The following is a 17839-nucleotide window of genomic DNA, read 5'->3' on the forward strand; positions in this document are numbered from 1 at the left end:
GCCGCACTATACGTCTATCGCAGAACTATTCCGACGTGAGATTTAGATCACGACGAGAAAAAAGTATCCAACTCAGTCCAAAGAGAAGCACCATTTCCCCGATGGCGATTCCGATATCCTGGGCTTGAATTATGCCGAGCTTAATCTTTTCGGATGCAGGCATCGAGGCAACAGCAGTTACTAGTTGTGAGGGAGAGATACCCACCCAGAATAGAGCACCAAGCAGCAACAGACTCCCTGCGGAAGCTAACAACGAAGGAAGGAATACAGAGAAAAGCAATGCGGCACAGGCCACCCAGATTCCTAATTCGAAGATTATTGCAGCAAGGAGATAGACTCCATCCATCGGAAGATTAGCGGAATCGGTCAAAAGAAAGCCACTAAAGATAAACCCGCCCAGGTAAAGGACCAAAGGAAGCATCGTCGCCAACAACAATGCAAAGAGGTACTCTCCTCGACTCACAGAACAAGCCAAAATTTGAATAATACGGCGTGATCGCTGTTCATTTCGAAGCAGAGACCCTGCTTGAAATGCGGCAAGAGCTACGCCATAGATGGCTTCTTGTTGCAGAAGTGCCTGAATATCTCCTGTCTCCACTCTTCCCTTTGGAATAAGCAGAATTGCGCTAATAGCACAGGGCCATAACCCGAGCAATATAAGCAACCATCGATTCTGCCTAAGCACCTGGAGTGCAATACGCCAGATATTCATGCTGCGTGCCCCTTTACACTCCAGTCCAGAAAGAGCTCTTCAAGAGAGCGACGAAGCGGAGCGGCAGAAACTAGCTCCCCGCCGGCGGCCCAGGCCGCTTCAATCAAAGGCCGTTCCTGTATCTTCCCCACTATCCAGCGGACTGTTCCTGCAGCTTGATTCTCGGACAATGCACCGATAAATGGACGAAGAGGCTCAATGTTTGGATCAACCTTACAAAAAACTACTTCCGTCTGTGTGAGATCTTGCGTCAACTCATCGAGACGACCATGCCTGAGAATTGCTCCATTCTGGAGAAAGGCCACACGATCGCAGACCTGCACCACCTCTGAGAGTTGGTGGGAACTGAAGAAGATGCTCTTCCCTGCATTCCGCGCTGTCCTCAGGACATCTCGCACCTCGATCACCCCGCCAGGGTCTAGAGCCGATGTAGGTTCGTCGAGTATGAGCAGATCGGGATCGTGAATCAATGCCTGAACCAAACCTAAGCGTTGCTGCATGCCGCGAGATAGCTTGCGTGCATCTTTGTTTGCCGGCAATTGGAATCGCTTCAAAAGCTCTTTCACCTCTGAGCGAAGATCCGGATCGCGAATGCCCTGTAACTTTGCCGTCATGGTAACCGCCGCACGTGCTGAATGAGCAAAAAAAGCAGGAGCATCGGGCAAAAAACCCACCCTTCTACGAGCGCGAGGGACGTGAAAGGGAATCCCATATATCGCTCCATCGCCGGAAGTTGGACGAAGAAAACCCATAGCGATGTGAATTGTCGTAGTCTTGCCCGCTCCGTTGGGTCCGATAAAGCCAAGCACCTCACCAGGCTCCACCGATAACGAAAGACGATTCAGTGCTATCTGCTCCCCAAAATGCTTGGAGACGGAGACAAATTCCAAAGGGATGCGAGAGGTCACGGCAAACATTGTCTCACGTGTAGAAAGCTTCCAGCTTCAGAGCAACTTTGCATAGATAGAACCCGAAAGCCAGGAAAGGTTACGTAGCTTTCAGCTAAAGGGAAAACTATTCAGAAATGCTGTAAGCCTCTTCACTCTCTGAAGCAATTATCACAGTTGAGAAAGATGATGCAGCTAAAAGAGAGAAGACTACTGACTGCCCCTCTCTATCTTTTACCAATAAGCGGCAAGCCGCCATCATAAGCTGAATTTTATCGCCACGCATAAATGCAGAAAGGTCCTCGTTAGCGAGGACCTTTCTGCATATTTTCTCGCTCAAACTAGCGATAGCTGATCTGCCAGTAGGTAAACCCGAATAGATCCTTCTGCGGAGTTAATTCAAAAGGCGAAAAGCTAATGGTGTGATCCCTTTTGCCGACCGCCAGAATGGCCGGTTGTGCACGATGCCCGTTAACCTCCACAGCAAGCAGAGTGATATTCCCGCGCTTTGATCTGGAATAAAGGATCTTATGACTCTGAATAACGCCATAGTCTCCCGAAGGCCCCCAATCCTCTAAAAACCGGCTGTAGGAATAAGCGTCCGCAGCATACTTGCTCGGGTGTTGCCACCATCCGGGATCATTATTCCAAATGCCAAACGCCCGCTGAAAGTTTTGAGATTCAAGCGCAGCAAAAAAGTTGTTGACGCGATTCTCAGCAGGACGATCCGAGAAGAAAAAGAGAAGTCCGGTAACAACAAGCCAGACGAGAAAGGTACCAGTTAGCAGGAAATGGTAGAGGCGAGAACGTGTTGCATTCTGAGAAGATGAGTTGAACAGTGTCATGCCTATCGGCTCCCTTTTCCGCAAACTCTATTGGCGGCCTTTAGCCCCATACTTTTTTAGACACCTCCCAGGAATGGTAGGTTCCCTGGAAAAATAAACCGATACATCAACTACGGAAGAAAAAGCCTCGTCTTTAGGGCAACCATTTCGAAGCTTTGCATGCAGGCCCTTGCGAGCCTTCGTTTCTACACCTCGGAAACATAGTCAAAGATTTCGCGCAGACGACCTTTCGTCATAATCTGCGAATGACTAAAGTAGTACGCTTTTTACTCCGTAGTAATGCGATTTTTCTGTAGTGTCACAGTAGATTGTGCATATATGAGCCAACTACTACTCTTCCGTATTCCTTGGTATAGACTCAATTTATCGATAAATATTGAGAAAGGGATTTTAGGTAGCTGCAATAGGCGCCTAGTCTGTTTGCGGGAAGTTCATCAACTCCTGAGCATTCTTCGCATATTGAGGCTACGAACAATCCTCAGAACACATCGAGATATTCCCCATCTGATACTGCCACAGAAGAATTACGGCTGAAATACTCGCTTTAGGATGTCAATGAGCAAACAACATGTGGCCATTGCTGCAATTTCCGGGCTGGCCCTCCTGCATGTCCTGATCCTTGAATTAGCTCCTCATCCCTTGCTGTTTTCCAACCTAATTCAGCTTCTGACACCACTGATGGCAGTCACACTTTGCCTGGTACGAGCTCGTCAAACCCCAGCCCGCTACCTTCGCATGCTCTGGTACGAGCTCCTTTTTGCATTTTCAATTTGGACAGCCGGTCAAGGTTACTTTGTGTTGCATTTGATAATTCGCAAAGTACCTCCAATGTTTCCAAGCCTCTCCGATTTTCTCTTCCTCCTCTATTCCCTGCCAATGCTCTTGGTTGCCTCCCGGGCGCAGAATCAATCCAGAAAAAATTGGACTGGACTATTCGATCTTATTCAAGCCTGTATTGCAGTCTGCTCAGTTCATGCAATTCTTTTTACGGCACCGATCAAGAATATCGACTTCCTGGTTTACAGCATTCAGGGCATTGCGCTCCTCTTTGCCTGCGCCATTCGCTACTCCACAGCGACAACCAAGATGGAACGGATCTTCTTTCAAAACCTCACCATCTATGTTGTTTCTTTTGACGTATTGGGATTGATTGCAAGAATTGCTCAGGGCTATGGATGGGCAGACGGAACAGCCACCGACCTGGCGTGGAGCTTTCCCTCTCTTATCTTCTGTATCGCAGTGATTTGGCCGCGAAAACATCTGGTATGGTCCTTCAAACGAGGCGCAGTGCAGAGCATCCTGCCGGTTCATATCCATGGGCTCAGTTCACTGGGGCTGGCACTCACTTCGATGTTGTCAGGTGTTCTGCTTACTTTTTACGCTCCTCAGGCAGGCATCCCATTCTTGCTGATCTCTGGTATCGTTTTTACACTTCGCGCAACCACTCGCGAATTGCAACTGACAGAGGCACATATCAAGCTGGAACACGATAATCAGCATGATCATCTGACAGGACTAGGGAATCGGAATCTCCTGATTCGGACTTTGGAGCAATCCAATCTACCTGGAACCCCACAGAAATCTTTGCTCTTTATCGACCTTGATCGCTTCAAAAGTATCAACGATAACTTTGGACATGTGTTCGGGGATCGACTTCTGATCCATGTAGCTAATATTCTGCGCACAACCGCGCGTCCGCAGGATACCGTCATCCGGCTGAGTGGAGATGAGTTTTTGATTCTCTTCAATGGAGATTGTGATGGAATAACAGCCGAACTTCTTTCGGAACGGATTTTGTATGACCTGCGCGCGCCTATTCTGCTTGATGGCCAACTCGTTTCTATTACCGCGAGCATCGGTATCGTCGCAATCCAGGAACAGCAAGCTACTACACACCTTCTCCGCAATGCCGATACAGCCATGTACATTGCAAAATCTTTGGGAAAGAACTGTATCCACCGTTTAGACCCATCGATTTTGGATCGAACGATTGGCGAGCTCAAAGTAGAAGCCGATTTGCGCCGCTCAATGGAAGAGAGTGAAGTTCTTGTAGCTTACCAACCGATCTATTCTCTCTCCTCCAAAAGCATCTGTGGATTTGAAGCACTAGCTCGATGGGCCCACCCGCAGCGCGGATTAATTCAACCAATGGAATTCATTCCCTTGGCGGAAGAAACTGGTTTGATCGTCCGTTTGGGGAAACAGGTGCTCAAAATGGCATGCCTCCAAACTGCACTTTGGAACAAAGAGCTGCAAACAAAATTATCTGTCAGTGTGAATGTCTCAGTCCGCCAGCTTAGTGATCCAGAATTCCTCGAATACGTAAAGGAAGTACTAGAGGAAACGCAGCTTGATCCCGTGCTCCTCAAACTGGAGATCACGGAGTCAGTGCTCTTGCACGATAGAATCGGAGCTCAGCAGGTACTCAGCAGCGCGCGTGAGATGGGCATAGAAATCTGCCTGGATGATTTTGGTACTGGATATTCTTCTTTAAGTTATCTGCTCGACTTCCCGTTTGACACAATTAAGATTGATAAAAGCTTCTTTCGAGATGTCGATCGCAATCCCCGCTGTGCAGAGATGCTACGCACCATCGCTCAACTCGCAAAGAATCTGCATAAGAAGGTCATAGCCGAAGGAATAGAAACTACAACTCAGCTGGAGACGCTAAGCGCTCTTCCCTGTGATTACGTTCAAGGCTTCCTCTTTTCGGAACCGCTCATGCCAGGCGAAATGACCGCCGTTCTGGAATCGACAATGGTGAAATCCGATGTCTAGCATTTCATAGACACTGTGTCCCCAATAGAACCGCGCCGATCATCTCCGCCATTTGAATCTCAGTAATATCTCTTTGCATCTTACTTCTGGAGCGTGACGATGCCTGTCATTCGTACCTGTAGTCATTGCGGTCAGAAAAATAGAATCCCAGCCAAACACCTCTCCAACACTGGACGTTGTGGAGCCTGTAAGTCCTCGCTGTCACCGTCGTCGGAAACTATCGCCAGTGACGAGGCACTGTTTGATGAAGTTATTCAGAACTCACCAGTTCCGGTGCTCGTGGACTTCTGGGCAGAGTGGTGCGGACCATGTCGCGCAGCGGCTCCGGAAGTTGCGCATGCTGCAGCCGAGATGGCTGGTAAAGCTATTGTTCTTAAAGTCGATACGGAGAGGTATCCATCTCTAGCCGCACGCTACAGGGTACAAAGTATTCCAAACTTTGCGGTCTTCTCTGGTGGCCGGCTGGTAATGCAACAAGCAGGGCTGGTAGGACATAGGCAGATGGAAGAGTGGCTCAAGGCTGCCGCACCAGTTCCCGCCTAAGAAGTTACGGAACCAAATGCACCGGAAGGCCCGTTACCTTTTGCCCCGGAGTTCCGGTCTGCGATAAAGACACAGTTTCAAAAGAGTTGGACGTAACAGGATGGCGGAGCGAGCGATAGGCAGTTTTCAGCAGCTCCGCATCTGCGGTGTCGTTGCTCAACTCCCATATCATCAGGCCCCCAAGATGCTGACGGGCAGCATAACTAGCCTTATAACGCACAGAAACAGGGTCTTCGTACGTCCAGAACGTCTGCCCATCGAAAAGCCACGGAGCTTGCGAACGCTCATCCCGATAACTCGTGAAAGACTTAGTTAATGTGCGAATGTAACGATAGGGATGATCTCCTCCAACTCCCTGTCCGCTTTGAAAGAGACCATTGTTCGTGTTCCTGACTCCCGTCCAGCTATATCCGTAGAACGGTATTCCCATCAGCAACTTCTCTTCCGGAATCCCTTCCGCCCTGTAATTTGCAATGCTGCGTTCGATGCTGTTGGAACGCCGAGGATCAGGCGTTTCAGTAAAAAGAGGAGCCAAAAATCCGGTGACATGATTCCACGGTCCCGTGTAGTCGTAGTTCATGATTCCAATCTCATCGACTAAGGGAACAATTGCAGAAAAATCGGTTCCCGGAAGCATTTGCGGAGCGTGGCCCACAGCTATCGTCAGCAGCAAGCCAGAATGCAATGCATTCATCTGATTCCGAAATTCTTCTAGCAAAGCGCGAAAGTTTTCAGCATCGTTTTCATTCGGAGACTCCCAATCGACATCGAATCCATCGAACACCCCGGGTTCACTGATGCCCGGCGCAAAGTGGCCACGCAGGAAAGTGTAAACGCAAGATGTCACGAAGGCTCGACGATTCTCCGGCTTAGCATCTTCCGCAAAATCGGAAGCTTTACCTTCCAACGAAATCAGCACTTTGAGATGCGGATATCGCTGTTTCAACTCTTTTAGCTGATGAAAATACCCACGAAAAGAAGATGTAGGACTGTCGTCCTGACCATTCACACTGTTCTGCTTGGTATATGCAGCATTGAGGTCCGCTTTGGGATCAGCTAACGAACAATGTCCTGCGGAGACAAAGCCTTGTGCATAGTTAATCTGGTCAAGACGTGCCGCTGCTCCATTGCGAACTAAATCCTTTATTAGAAACGGCTGCTCATAGTAGAAGCCCCACTGAGGGAAATAACCTACCAGCCGAGGGTGGGGTGGATGCTTTCGACCATGAGCTCGTAAATTAACTGCACTAGCTGTGGCAGGGCAAAAGACGGCAACTACCAGAAAGCACGTCGCCAAGAAACGCAAAGAGAAAGGAAAGAAATACTGAGGCATCGCTCTTATTCGTTGAGACGGGTGAAATCCGCATTAGGTTAAAGAAATTCCAGGGACAATCATCTGGAAAGAGGTCGCGACTAAGCAGACTTAACAAGAAAAACCCGCTGTGCACACCTGTTAGCAGAATCTTTCTCTAGACAATCGTTCTACCTAAATGGCGCACTTTGCATATCTAGAGCCAGGATCTAGTCAGGTGCGCACTCGATTTCAGAGGATATTCGTTATATTCCGTTGGGGATTTGCAATGATCTACAACTTCAGATTTCGCCTCCAGTAACTTCAAAAGAAACCATTTGGTAACTCCCTAAATCCTAAGAAATTCTTAACTTTGGCCGATAGAGCACATATGAGCACTGTTGATGGAGATGAGAGTACAGATTCCTCCAGAGCTCGTGATGTGAAGATGTACCTCACCAAACAAAATCTGATCCTCGCAATAATCCTGGCTCTGGCGATCCTGCACATCCTGGTCATAAGTTTTTTGGCACATCCGCTCCTTGCCTCAAACCTTATTCAGCTTGCAGCTCCATCGCTGGCCATAACACTTTGCGTGAAGCAAGCCAGAAGTTCCGTCGATACCTATTTCCGCCGTCTGTGGTACAAGTTATCTCTTGCCTTTGTCATATGGGCAATCGCGCAAGCTGTTTATCTCTGGCATGTTGTCGAAGCCAAAGCTCCTCCACTTTTTCCAAGTACTACGGATTTTCTTTGGTTGCTCTTCTCTTTTCCTATCCTGCTAGTCGCCGCACGCGCGAAAGATAGAACAGCAAATGATTGGACCGGGGCCTTGGATATCGCACAGGCCTGTTTCTCCGTCTGCCTACTCTATGCGGTTGTCTTCATGGTGCCCAAGGGGTATTCCGACAGTCTCGTCTACGACATCCAGAGCATTGCCTTACTCTTCGCATGCGCGATCCGCTATTCGACGGCAACCACCGTCGCAGAGAGGGCCTTCTTCCGAAATCTGACGCTTTACGTAATATGCTATGCCGTCATCACGGCAGCAGGAGTATTGGCACAGGACTATGGCTCTCCGACACCAGGCGCTACAGATCTGGCGTGGAGTTTCCCTATACTCATTTTCTGCGCAATTGCCGTTGGCCTACCCGAAAAGATTTTTCGGTCGTTGCAAAACCCTGAGAGAAGACAATTCAGCACTATCCTGCCGGCACACATTCATGGAATAGGATCTCTGGGATTGGCTCTGACCTCGATGGCCGCTGGAGTGGTGATGATGTTCCAGAAGCCCAGCCTGGGCCTTCCAGCACTGGCCATCTCCTGCAGCCTCTTTGCCCTGCGAACAGCACTCCGCGAATCGCAGCTGAAGAGAGCCCACGTGCAGTTGGAATATGACAGCCTCCATGATCATCTAACGGGATTAGCCAATCGAGCTCTGTTGATCCGGGAACTCGAGCAGTCTATCGCTACGTCCCTGCCCAAAAAGCATTTGCTCTTTCTTGACCTGGACCGCTTCAAGATCATCAACGACAGCCTTGGACATACCTTCGGAGATCGCCTACTTCTGCACGTGGCAAACATCTTACGATCCTCGGTGCGCTCCGGGGATATTGTGGCACGCCTCGGAGGCGATGAATTTGTGATTTTGATGAGCGAAGGACACGATGGCATCGCAGCTGAAGTAATTGCTGAACGCATCCTTCATAATCTTCGCGCTCCAGCTCTACTCGATGGACGGGTAATTCACATTACCGGCAGTATCGGGATAGTTCCAGTCCGTCCAGGGGATACCACAGCACACCTGCTTCGAGACGCAGATGCAGCAATGTATAGCGCCAAATCGACTGGTAAGAATCGAGCTCATATCTTTACGGAAACCATCTCCAGAAAGAGAGCACGCGAGCTGGACATGGAAGCAGACCTCCGCCATGCATTGAAAGATGGATCTATTCTCGTCAACTATCAGCCCATCTATGCGCTGTCGACAAGGACGATAGAGGGCTTTGAGGCATTAGTAAAATGGACACATCCCAATTATGGAGACGTCACTTCAAGCGAATTCATCTCGTTGGCTGAAGATACGGGGCTGATAATCGAACTCGGCAAGCAGGTATTAAGAAAAGCATGCTACCAGCTGGCTGCATGGAACAAACACTTTCAAACAAAGTTCACCATCAGCGTAAATGTCTTCGAACAACAACTTCTAGATCAAACATTCCTTTCTTACGCAAAATCTGTCTTGTACGACACGGAGTTGAAACCATCTCTATTGATCCTTGAAGCGAAAGAACAGGTGACAGCACGGGAGCGGGAGATAGTAACAGCAGTGCTCCGCTCGACCCGATCGTTAGGCATCAAAGTTTGCCTCGACAGTTTTGGAACGGGTTGCTCCTCGTTGAACACACTGCTGGAATTTCCTTTCGACATCCTTAAATTGGATGGAGTTCTACTTCAAGAGATCGACAGCAGCATTTCACGAAGAGAGATGCTTGGCACAATCAGTCACCTAGCCAAGAATCTCAGAAAGAAGCTCGTTGCCGATGGCATTGAGTCTCAGCAGCAACTAGATTTCCTCGCAACGCTCCAGTGCGATTCAGTACAAGGCTCTTCGCTTGCCGCGCCGCACACACCGGAAGCCATAGCAGAGCTTTTGGCAACGAAGACGGAAGGAGCCACTCATTCCTCTCTTCGCGAGGAAAATCCGTCACTGCAGCTCTCCCTGAATAGCCAGATTGATTCGCCGAAGATCAACATCTCTCGACCGAATTAAGCTCCTCATTACACTGCTATGCCGCAGATCGATCGCCATGGTGCCAATGTTCTCCTGGCTTAGCTGTCAGCATAACCGCAGGAGACATTCTCTCCTCCTTCTCCTCTAGACCCAAGATAGAACCCTTCTGGATGTGACGGCTGCTCACTTCCATCTGGCAGAAATACATTCCCAGGATTCTTCTCCTCTTGATTTTTGTGATCTCCACAGCATTGTGGCGCTGCTCCACTTTGTTTACCGCACGGCAGAGAGCTCCTTCGAGGGTATCTTTCTCATCCAGAGCCCAAGACCATCCACTTGACCGCTGTGGCACAAAAAAGAGATGCCATTCTGCTTCCCGAACGCGCTCACTCAGCGCGTCAACATCTTCATCAAGTAGAAGCCATGCAGGAGTCAACGAGGTACCATGCAAGCTCAACCGTTCGGGAAGAATCGCTTTTGTTCGCACCAGCATCTGCCCTTCATGAATACTCTGCATACCTCGCCCCCTTTCTCAACTTACGACTTAGTGCTTATTATCGGCATATTGCGCATTTGTTGAAGATGAAAAACATCCAGTTTTGTTTACTGTTGAATTTCATTTCTAACCATCAGGTTATCGTCAACGCAGATTACTCCATAAAGATCCCCAATTCTCGAAACCAGAACTTCTTTCTCCTTCTCATTTGCTACAGTTCCCCGTAGGGTCACGATGCCATCCTTCAGATTCATCTGTATTGGAGAGCGCTGAGTAGCTGAGTCGGCACTCGGCACCTGGTAAATAGTTTTATTCATCTCTTGGACCTCGACATTCGGGAATGTGATGCCTAGCACAGAGGCTGTCGTCAGTTCGATATCGCTTTCTACCCTTCTAACTCCAGGCAATTCCCGAATAGCTGACTCGGCATTCAGCTTGTCAGAGTAATGGTCAACAACTCCTGAGCGAGTCACCACTCCATGGGAAACTGATACCTGCACCAAGGCAAGCGCAGGATTGCGCTCCAAAGCCTTATGAGCAACATCTTGCAATTGTCTATTGGAATCTTCTCCTACAAGTCTACTGCTCGCTTGAACGCCTGCGGCCCGGTAACAGGTCAATAGACATAGGCCAAGAATCATCAGGATTGATAGGCCTTCTTTCCACCATCTCCTCATGTCCACGCTCCATTTCCATGGCAGAGAATTAGGGAAAATCTGTATCTCAACCTACTTCACATACATCCAGCCACTTGATGCCGTGCCGATACGATCATTGCTTCACCCTGTTTATGGGCTATCTCCTCTGTTCATGCCAATAGACGCAGGAGGAAGGAAATGGTTACTGGTGCGCACAACGACAGAATCAAAACACACCCATCCCTCACCATCACCCGCAAGTGGTGCATTGGTAATGAGTTACACACACTCCCGCGGATCGTTGCAGAATACAAGCCATTCGAGATACAGATCGCAAGCTAGACGATGCTGTCTGCCGTGACAGAATTCAGTAGCTGCAAATGCCACTCAAGCTCAAAGATGTTGATTGGAAGGAAATCGAAGCGGTCACACGGATCAGGTGATTGGCAAACTAAAGACATACCGGCCATACGATCAAGAGCCATAGTAACCATCTGGATATGGGGTCTTCAGTTCTGCAGTGAACTCGGCAGGTCGCTCTTATCTGACACTTCCTCCCCGCTTGTACTGCTTTGGTAACCTCCTTTTTTCGGCATACACACGGCATACACATGAAGAAGTGAAAAACGTCACATTCAAATCCCCAAACTATTGCAATCATTAGAAAAACTAGGTTCTGTCATCTCTGAATACCTAAAACGCAATAGAAGGGATCTCCTGTCAGATTACCCGGCGTGAATACATTCTTGTCGGCATCAAGCTGCTTCATACGACAGTCTGGGCAGTGATGGCTGGTGCAATCCTGGTACTTCCGATAATGGCAATGCTGAGCCGTTTTGACTGGGTATTGGTTCTGACAGTTCTCATTTTGATGGAATGCAGCGTTTTAATTCTTAACGGATGGGAGTGCCCATTAACCACGTTAGCGTCGCATTTTTCTGCCGACCGATCAGATAACTTCGATATTTATCTCCCTCGTTGGCTGGCACATTGGAATAAAACGATCTTCGGATCCCTTTTTTTGATAGGCGAATTGATCGCTCTTTTGTGCCGCTTTCGCTGAGGACAAAATGGAATGGCAGAAGTTACAGAAATAGCAATCCCAGTACAAACGAGCAGAAATCTGGCTCGAACAATCCGGATATTCTCCCAAGGACTCGTTTTTGCCGTGCTATGGTGCGCAGCGCTCTTCCTTTTTGCGGGAGACATTGCATGGCTACGTGGCTGGATTGCATCCCTGCTCTATTTTGTCGCTATGGCCACAACCGGAGTGCTTGTAAGAAGAGGAAATCCAGGTTTACTTGAGCGGCGCTCAAAGTGGATCAAAACTGATACAAAGTCCTTTGACAGGATATTTCTGAGGCTCATCTTCCCTCTTTCTCTCCTGCAACCAGCTATTGCCGGCCTTGATGTGGTCAGATTTGGCTGGTCCGGCATGCAGGATTGGACAATCTATCCTGGAATTCTGCTTTTTGTCCTGGCTTCGGGGCTGATTGACTGGGTAATGCTAACGAACCCTCATGCCGAAACCAGCGTCCGCATTCAGTTTCGACAAACTCCGATCACTTCAGGCCCCTACCGACTGGTAAGACATCCGATGTATGCCGGATCGATCCTGATGTATGCGGCAAAAGCGCTGATTCTAGGCTCAGCGTGGGCTCTGGCTGTTGCCCTGCTAATCACGATTCTCTTTGTATGGCGTACATCCCGGGAAGACAGGACGCTCTCCAGTGAATTACCCGGATATGAGGAGTACACCGGAATCACACGCCATCGGCTGATACCCGGCATCTGGTAACAAGAATGAATCCGAAAGAAGCTGGAACTAATGCAAACAAGAAGCCCCTCCACTTGGGAGGGGCTTCTTGTTCTAATATCGAGGGCCTCTAGAGCTTCTCGTAGAAGTCGCATGCCGAGCAGGAAATATAGATTCCACCCGGAATGCCCCGCTCACGGTCTTTCACGCGCTTCACGATGCGGGTTGGCTTGCTGCACTTCGGACAATCCGTCGACTTCGACGTGTCCATTACCTTCTTACGGTCTGCTGTCTTGGCAATCTTGGCCATAGGATCTGTAATTCTCCTTGAAATTGTCTTTGCTCACGCGCAGACATGGGAAATCTACGCGGCTACGACGTCGCGGCCGGACCTCACTGGTTTTTCGTGCGGGGACGATACAGTAGAATGCCAGACTCGCTCTGCTTACTTTACACTAAATTGCCTTTCCGGATAAAGCAGTCAGGGGAGGTCAAATCCTGTTTCCCTCCCCTCCGCCTTGAGTCTGCATCAGTTTGGATCTGCGGTCGTTGTATCCGGCTTTTTGTCGTCCGTATCTGTAGGAAATTGAACAGGTTGCATCGTAGTGGGGCTGCTTTTCTTGTTATCGGACGGGAGCTGTTCACCGGGCTTCCTCAGGCTGGGTGGAGCCTTAGGAACACTCGTAGTGGCGTCCGCTGCCTGAGTATCCCCCATCTTAACCGTCCTGGTGGGGCGGGCAGGAGGAGCAACACTTCCACCTGTTTCATCTGCAGTACGAATGACGGGTGTTTCACCCACCTTGGCGATCTCAACCTGGGTGACTCTGTCAGCAACAACACGGATGAATTCGACATCCTTTGGTGCCTCGCCGTAGATCCACTCTTCAAAGGGAGGCTTAGCCTCGATTTCGCGGACCTTCGAGGTGGGCTCGCCCTTGGCGGAAATAACCATCCGGGTAGTCATCCCAACAAGAACACGATGTTCCTTAATAGCATCCCGCAGAACGTCGGGTAAGGTATCGGCAAAGGCTTGAGCGGGGCTCTTCAGACCAAAATCCAGAATGGGAGCCAATAATGCCTTGGCTTGGGTTCCTGTCATGGCCGGAACACCGCCTTTGAAGACTAAAGTAATACGGCTGCCTGTGGGCGTCTGGCCATCATCTGCCACTACCGGATTTGTGTAATTTGGATTAGCCCCTATCGAGACATGCCTCAGGAAACGATGTTTATGGTCAGGCCCGCCATTCAGGTCGATGACTATGTGGTCGTCCTCGATTTTTATCTCGCTGATAATGATCCGATCTCCGGGATTTACAGACACCCCTTGAGAACTGATCATATCCAGATATTCCTGCCCTGCCGGTTCTAACGGACCGTTTGCCCGCAGAGTAAGGCCTTTATGGCCTCTAGGCAGAGGGCGCATAGCAAAGCCCTGCTCCGATTGAAGAATGCGGATTAACTCCTGGCGATTTTTCTTCGTTAGCTTATTCGACGAAAGCGGTACCTCGGTGGGAGTTATCTGACTGTACTGCCTATCGATGTGCTCACTCTCTACCGTAAACACCTGCGCAGAGATAGATGCAGGCGTTCCCAAAACAAACAACGCAGTAAGGAGCGACCAACTGCTAAACCTGTGGCGTGAAAGGAAAAGACCTGTCATGTCGTTAGCCTCCCTGCTCGTGGGTTTTTAGGATGGCTCTTCCGCTTCCAGATAGCAAGTGGGAGTGTTGTAAATATATTCCGGGTTTCCAGCTCTAGTGAATCTTTTTCGTTCTGGCCAGTCAGCCGAGGTGTTTTCTCTATAACGTTACAAAAGCTCTATATCCTCTCTATGAGGAAAGAGTCGATTACCATCTATATGTACAGACAATAATGGTTTAACTTTCTAAAGAGGCTCAGAGACAGGCGTCGCATGGAAAACCCTCAATGGCTGAAGTGGGCACAGAGGCTGCAAGCTATTGCCCAAACAGGACTAACTTATGCAAAAGATCCTTTCGATATAGAGAGATACGAAAGCATAAGAGAGATTGCCGCAGAAATCCTGGCCTCCGGTTCCGAGGCAAAAGAGATCTCGCCGATCCTCGACCTCTTCAAGCAGTACAAAGGATACGCCACACCGAAAATTGAGGTGCGAGCTGTCGTGATCTCTGACGACCGGATCTTATTAGTCAGAGAAAAGGAAGACGGCCTGTGGACTTTGCCCGGAGGGTGGGCCGACGTCGGGGACTCACCGAGTACCGCCGTAATTCATGAGGTCAAGCAGGAATCGGGCTACGATGTCGAAGTTAAAAAGCTCATCGCTCTATACGACCGCAATCTGCACGAACATCCGCCATACCCATTTCATTCCTATAAGGCATTCTTTCTGTGTGAGTTGTTGGGTGGAACGCCGATTGGGCCCAATAACGAAACGCTAGAAGCATGCTTCTTTCCGGAAGAAGAGGTTCCGCCTCTCTCGACAATACGGGTCACGCCAAAGCAGCTCGCTTATATGTGGGAGCATTCTCGACATCCCGAATGGCCAACAGTTTTTGATTGAGGAAACTAAAAAACTAGCTAGGAGAAAAGGCTGAGGATCGCCTCAACTGGAAGATCGGTTGCAGCACCTGAGCTTCGCCCCATTCCTCGTCACGCCTGAGGCGGTCCTAAGAATGGGGCACCAGGATGCTGAAGTGCTTGCGGCTTCACAGCTGTAATACTAGGCAGCAGGTTCAGTGGATCGCCTGAAGCTAGACCAATGCTCCCAGCTTATCCACCCGGACATAAATATAAAAATTAAGTCTTCGATGATAGCTTTAGGGCCAACAGATCTGTGAACGCCCACAAAGCACCCACAATCAATGTGCAAACCTCGCCACCAAGCGATGGCAATAGCAATCGTGAAAACAATAAACATCAGAGTTGCCAGAATGCTCGCCCAACGAACCTGGAGAGAGACAACAAGCAAGGCTCCAACAGCAAGTTCTGCGAGGATAACCAGGAATGACGCCGCCGGAGCCAAAGAGTCCGGTATGGCCTGATAGGCCTGAAAAGATTGCAGAAAATCTTGTGCGGTTAGGGCCTTCGAAATTCCAGACCCCATCAGCATGAGCCCAACAAGGAGCTGAACGACGAAAACGATGCGTTGGCGAGTGATCTTCATGCTCTTCCCCCCTGAAGACTTTCCTCTCCTGAGGCAATCTGCATAGGATCTCCACCCTGGAGAAATGTCTCTAGAACCAGTTTCATCTTCTCCGGACCCAACTCTCCCTGTTGGAAATACCGAATCGTCCCCGCTTCATCCAGTAAGAAAAGATCGGGTACGGCTTGAATGCCTACAGCACGCGCAAGTGGTTCGGCATTCAGATACATGCTTTCAGACATACCTGTAGAAGCGACAAACTGAGTTGTCTCCTGAACAGGACTGATGGATGCCACCACTACAGAAGCACGGCCCTTCAGGTTAGGAAGATAGGTACTAAGCCACGCACACTCCTTAATGCAGTGCGGACAGGTGGCCTTCACGATCAGGAAAATGGTCTTGTGCCCCTCGAGATCTTTGTTCGTGTAAACCCTACCTGCGAGCATCGATTGACCAAAGGGCATGAGAGTAAAGGGCGGAAGCTTCTGTCCCGTTGTAGGTGGTTCAAGAGCTTTCTGGACCGACTCCTGCGGTTTCTGTTCCGGTGGCCAGAACAACGAACGAGCCGCCATCCCTCCGAAAAGACAAACGACTATCAAAACAAAATAGATTCGCCAACCAGAGCTGGAGGAGCGAACCGATTCCGTTTTCTTCTGACCTGTGCGGGCTGAGCTAGCGCCCATTTCAGTCTCCTTCTTACTTACAGTGACTACCAGGAATAGACCACAATTCTTCTGACTTTAGGCTTTCAGGCATTATGAGAGCTCTGAAGCTCCAGGTCAAAAATAGAATGCTGCTCCAGATCCTTTCCAGCACGCAATCAATTTTGCAACTTGCGGTTCAGACAGTCCACTCCTGTGACAGAGAACACCATTTCGAATAAAGAAGTAACAACGAGGACTTGATCTCCATCGCGTGAGATCAAGTCATATTGTGGGTCTAGGATCAGTCTGTTAGGCAGATAGGAGCAGCTATGGATTAGGTTCCCGCCGACTCGGAGGATTTTGGCTCTTGAACCTCAGTTGTAACACTCGCGCTCTCAGTGGAAGGAACAGAGACGACTTCTGTAGGTGCTTGTTGGATCTGAATCAAACTAGAAACAGGATTCGAAACAACGGCAATTCCTGAGGGCTGATGTCCTGGAGCAGCTATGTCTATAGGGATACCAGCAGCAACAATTACCGGCTGAGCATACTTATAGGCATATTCCCGAGTAATACGATAAAGGATCACTAAGCTAGCCAGCAGCACGATTGCCGCAAGCAAACTACCTTCCGGACCATAACTTCCACCGGTCAACCATAAAGGACCCATCGCATCGCTAATGACTACGGGAGAAAAATTACCTACTCCACTGACAGGTAAGCCGAATAACAGCCCCATGGCTGCATTCCAGGAGAGATGGATTCCCCACCCCATCCAGAGTGCTCTGGTACGCAAATATGCAACAGCAAAGAGCAATCCACTCAGAAAGGTGACGAATAAACTCATCCGGGAGGACGCAGGGTTATAAGAATGAACTCCGGCAAAAAAGAACGCCATCAGAATCGACGCCATGGTTGGCCCCATGGCATCCACTAACCGCTGGAAAGGATAACCGCGGAAGCCGATCTCTTCCACCAAAGCAGCCAGCCCCAGGATGATCAGGTCAGCAAGCAGCAATCCCCATGAAGACAGGTCGCGAGAAAAGCTGACAGCCAAACCACCAAAGAGCGCAATGGGCAGCACACAAGCCACGATCATTGCCCATCCGAAGGCTAGGCCTAAGCCGAACTCCCGCCAGGCACCCGGCCTGCGAACCAGTCCCATAGACACGAGCGGTTGCGGCTGCTGCTGAAAAGCGTACCCCATGCCGGCGTAGCCAATCAGCAACAAAAACAAGCAGATTACATGCTTGAGGATCGACTGGTCGCCGCCTCCGCCTAAGCCTCGGGCTGCAATTTCCGCAACCAGGCGAGCGAAATAGAAATATATCGCCGCGACCACGAAGTAAACCGATGCACGAAAACGGTCAAACGCTCTGGCCGCGCTCACTTTC

16 protein-coding genes are annotated in these 17839 nt (G+C 49.6%); 5 read left to right on the forward strand and 11 right to left on the reverse strand.

Annotated elements, in window-relative coordinates; translation table 11 throughout:
- Positions 1-25: 25 nt before the first annotated feature.
- The 3 genes from AC6I7T_RS03180 to AC6I7T_RS03190 form a co-directional block, all read right to left on the reverse strand.
- Positions 26-712: a hypothetical protein gene (locus AC6I7T_RS03180; RefSeq protein ID WP_497791851.1), complete on the reverse strand. Its 687-nt coding sequence runs from the start codon at positions 710-712 to the stop codon at positions 26-28.
- Positions 709-1620, reverse strand: coding sequence for an ABC transporter ATP-binding protein (locus AC6I7T_RS03185; RefSeq protein ID WP_497791852.1), 912 nt, complete (start codon positions 1618-1620; stop codon positions 709-711). Before AC6I7T_RS03185 ends, AC6I7T_RS03180 begins: the two co-directional genes overlap by 4 nt.
- Before the next feature lie 320 nt (positions 1621-1940).
- Complete coding sequence (locus AC6I7T_RS03190; protein ID WP_497791853.1) at positions 1941-2444, reverse strand: hypothetical protein; 504 nt, start codon at positions 2442-2444, stop codon at positions 1941-1943.
- A 555-nt stretch (positions 2445-2999) separates the two neighbouring features.
- Here AC6I7T_RS03190 and AC6I7T_RS03195 point away from each other — a divergent pair.
- Positions 3000-5222 carry a putative bifunctional diguanylate cyclase/phosphodiesterase gene (locus tag AC6I7T_RS03195; RefSeq protein ID WP_497791854.1) on the forward strand — a complete coding sequence of 741 codons (2223 nt, stop codon included), beginning with the start codon at positions 3000-3002 and terminating at the stop codon, positions 5220-5222.
- Positions 5223-5321: 99 nt separating this feature from the next.
- On the forward strand, positions 5322-5765 hold the full coding sequence (locus AC6I7T_RS03200; protein ID WP_497791855.1) for a thioredoxin family protein: 444 nt from the start codon (positions 5322-5324) through the stop codon (positions 5763-5765).
- A 4-nt stretch (positions 5766-5769) separates the two neighbouring features.
- On the opposite strand, the gene AC6I7T_RS03205 is transcribed toward AC6I7T_RS03200, so the two are convergent.
- Positions 5770-7098 (reverse strand): glycoside hydrolase family 18 protein, encoded by a 1329-nt coding sequence (locus tag AC6I7T_RS03205; protein WP_497791856.1) that lies wholly within the window; start codon positions 7096-7098, stop codon positions 5770-5772.
- A 349-nt stretch (positions 7099-7447) separates the two neighbouring features.
- Between AC6I7T_RS03205 and AC6I7T_RS03210 the strand changes: the two genes are divergently transcribed.
- Positions 7448-9829: a putative bifunctional diguanylate cyclase/phosphodiesterase gene (locus AC6I7T_RS03210; RefSeq protein ID WP_497791857.1), complete on the forward strand. Its 2382-nt coding sequence runs from the start codon at positions 7448-7450 to the stop codon at positions 9827-9829.
- Between the two features lie 16 nt (positions 9830-9845).
- On the opposite strand, the gene AC6I7T_RS03215 is transcribed toward AC6I7T_RS03210, so the two are convergent.
- Positions 9846-10307, reverse strand: coding sequence for a hypothetical protein (locus AC6I7T_RS03215; RefSeq protein ID WP_497791858.1), 462 nt, complete (start codon positions 10305-10307; stop codon positions 9846-9848).
- 86 nt (positions 10308-10393) lie between these two features.
- Positions 10394-10963, reverse strand: a complete 570-nt coding sequence (locus tag AC6I7T_RS03220; RefSeq protein ID WP_497791859.1) for a BON domain-containing protein — start codon at positions 10961-10963, stop codon at positions 10394-10396.
- Positions 10964-11999: 1036 nt separating this feature from the next.
- Between AC6I7T_RS03220 and AC6I7T_RS03225 the strand changes: the two genes are divergently transcribed.
- Complete coding sequence (locus AC6I7T_RS03225) at positions 12000-12722, forward strand: methyltransferase family protein (RefSeq protein WP_497791860.1); 723 nt, start codon at positions 12000-12002, stop codon at positions 12720-12722.
- An 88-nt stretch (positions 12723-12810) separates the two neighbouring features.
- Here the strand turns inward: AC6I7T_RS03225 and AC6I7T_RS03230 are convergent, their stop codons facing one another.
- Both AC6I7T_RS03230 and AC6I7T_RS03235 read right to left on the reverse strand, forming a co-directional pair.
- Positions 12811-12990, reverse strand: coding sequence for an Rcat domain-containing protein (locus tag AC6I7T_RS03230; protein ID WP_081823684.1), 180 nt, complete (start codon positions 12988-12990; stop codon positions 12811-12813).
- Positions 12991-13209: 219 nt separating this feature from the next.
- A complete protein-coding gene (locus AC6I7T_RS03235) occupies positions 13210-14340 on the reverse strand; it encodes a hypothetical protein (protein ID WP_497791861.1) in 1131 nt (376 codons plus the stop codon).
- A 252-nt stretch (positions 14341-14592) separates the two neighbouring features.
- On the opposite strand from AC6I7T_RS03235, the gene AC6I7T_RS03240 reads away from it, so the two are divergent.
- The gene (locus AC6I7T_RS03240; RefSeq protein ID WP_497791862.1) at positions 14593-15219 is read left to right on the forward strand and encodes an NUDIX hydrolase; all 627 of its coding nucleotides are present in this window, start codon (positions 14593-14595) and stop codon (positions 15217-15219) included.
- Between the two features lie 159 nt (positions 15220-15378).
- Here the strand turns inward: AC6I7T_RS03240 and AC6I7T_RS03245 are convergent, their stop codons facing one another.
- The 3 genes from AC6I7T_RS03245 to AC6I7T_RS03255 all read right to left on the reverse strand — a co-directional run bounded on the left by AC6I7T_RS03245 (position 15379) and on the right by AC6I7T_RS03255 (position 17835).
- Positions 15379-15822: a MauE/DoxX family redox-associated membrane protein gene (locus AC6I7T_RS03245; protein WP_497791863.1), complete on the reverse strand. Its 444-nt coding sequence runs from the start codon at positions 15820-15822 to the stop codon at positions 15379-15381.
- Positions 15819-16484 carry a TlpA family protein disulfide reductase gene (locus AC6I7T_RS03250; protein WP_497791864.1) on the reverse strand — a complete coding sequence of 222 codons (666 nt, stop codon included), beginning with the start codon at positions 16482-16484 and terminating at the stop codon, positions 15819-15821. The genes AC6I7T_RS03245 and AC6I7T_RS03250 overlap by 4 nt, the downstream gene beginning before the upstream one ends.
- A 295-nt stretch (positions 16485-16779) precedes the next feature.
- On the reverse strand, positions 16780-17835 hold the full coding sequence (locus tag AC6I7T_RS03255) for a CPBP family intramembrane glutamic endopeptidase (protein ID WP_497791865.1): 1056 nt from the start codon (positions 17833-17835) through the stop codon (positions 16780-16782).
- Between the last annotated feature and the right edge of the window lie 4 nt (positions 17836-17839).

This window comes from Humiphilus diazotrophicus, assembly GCF_059726315.1.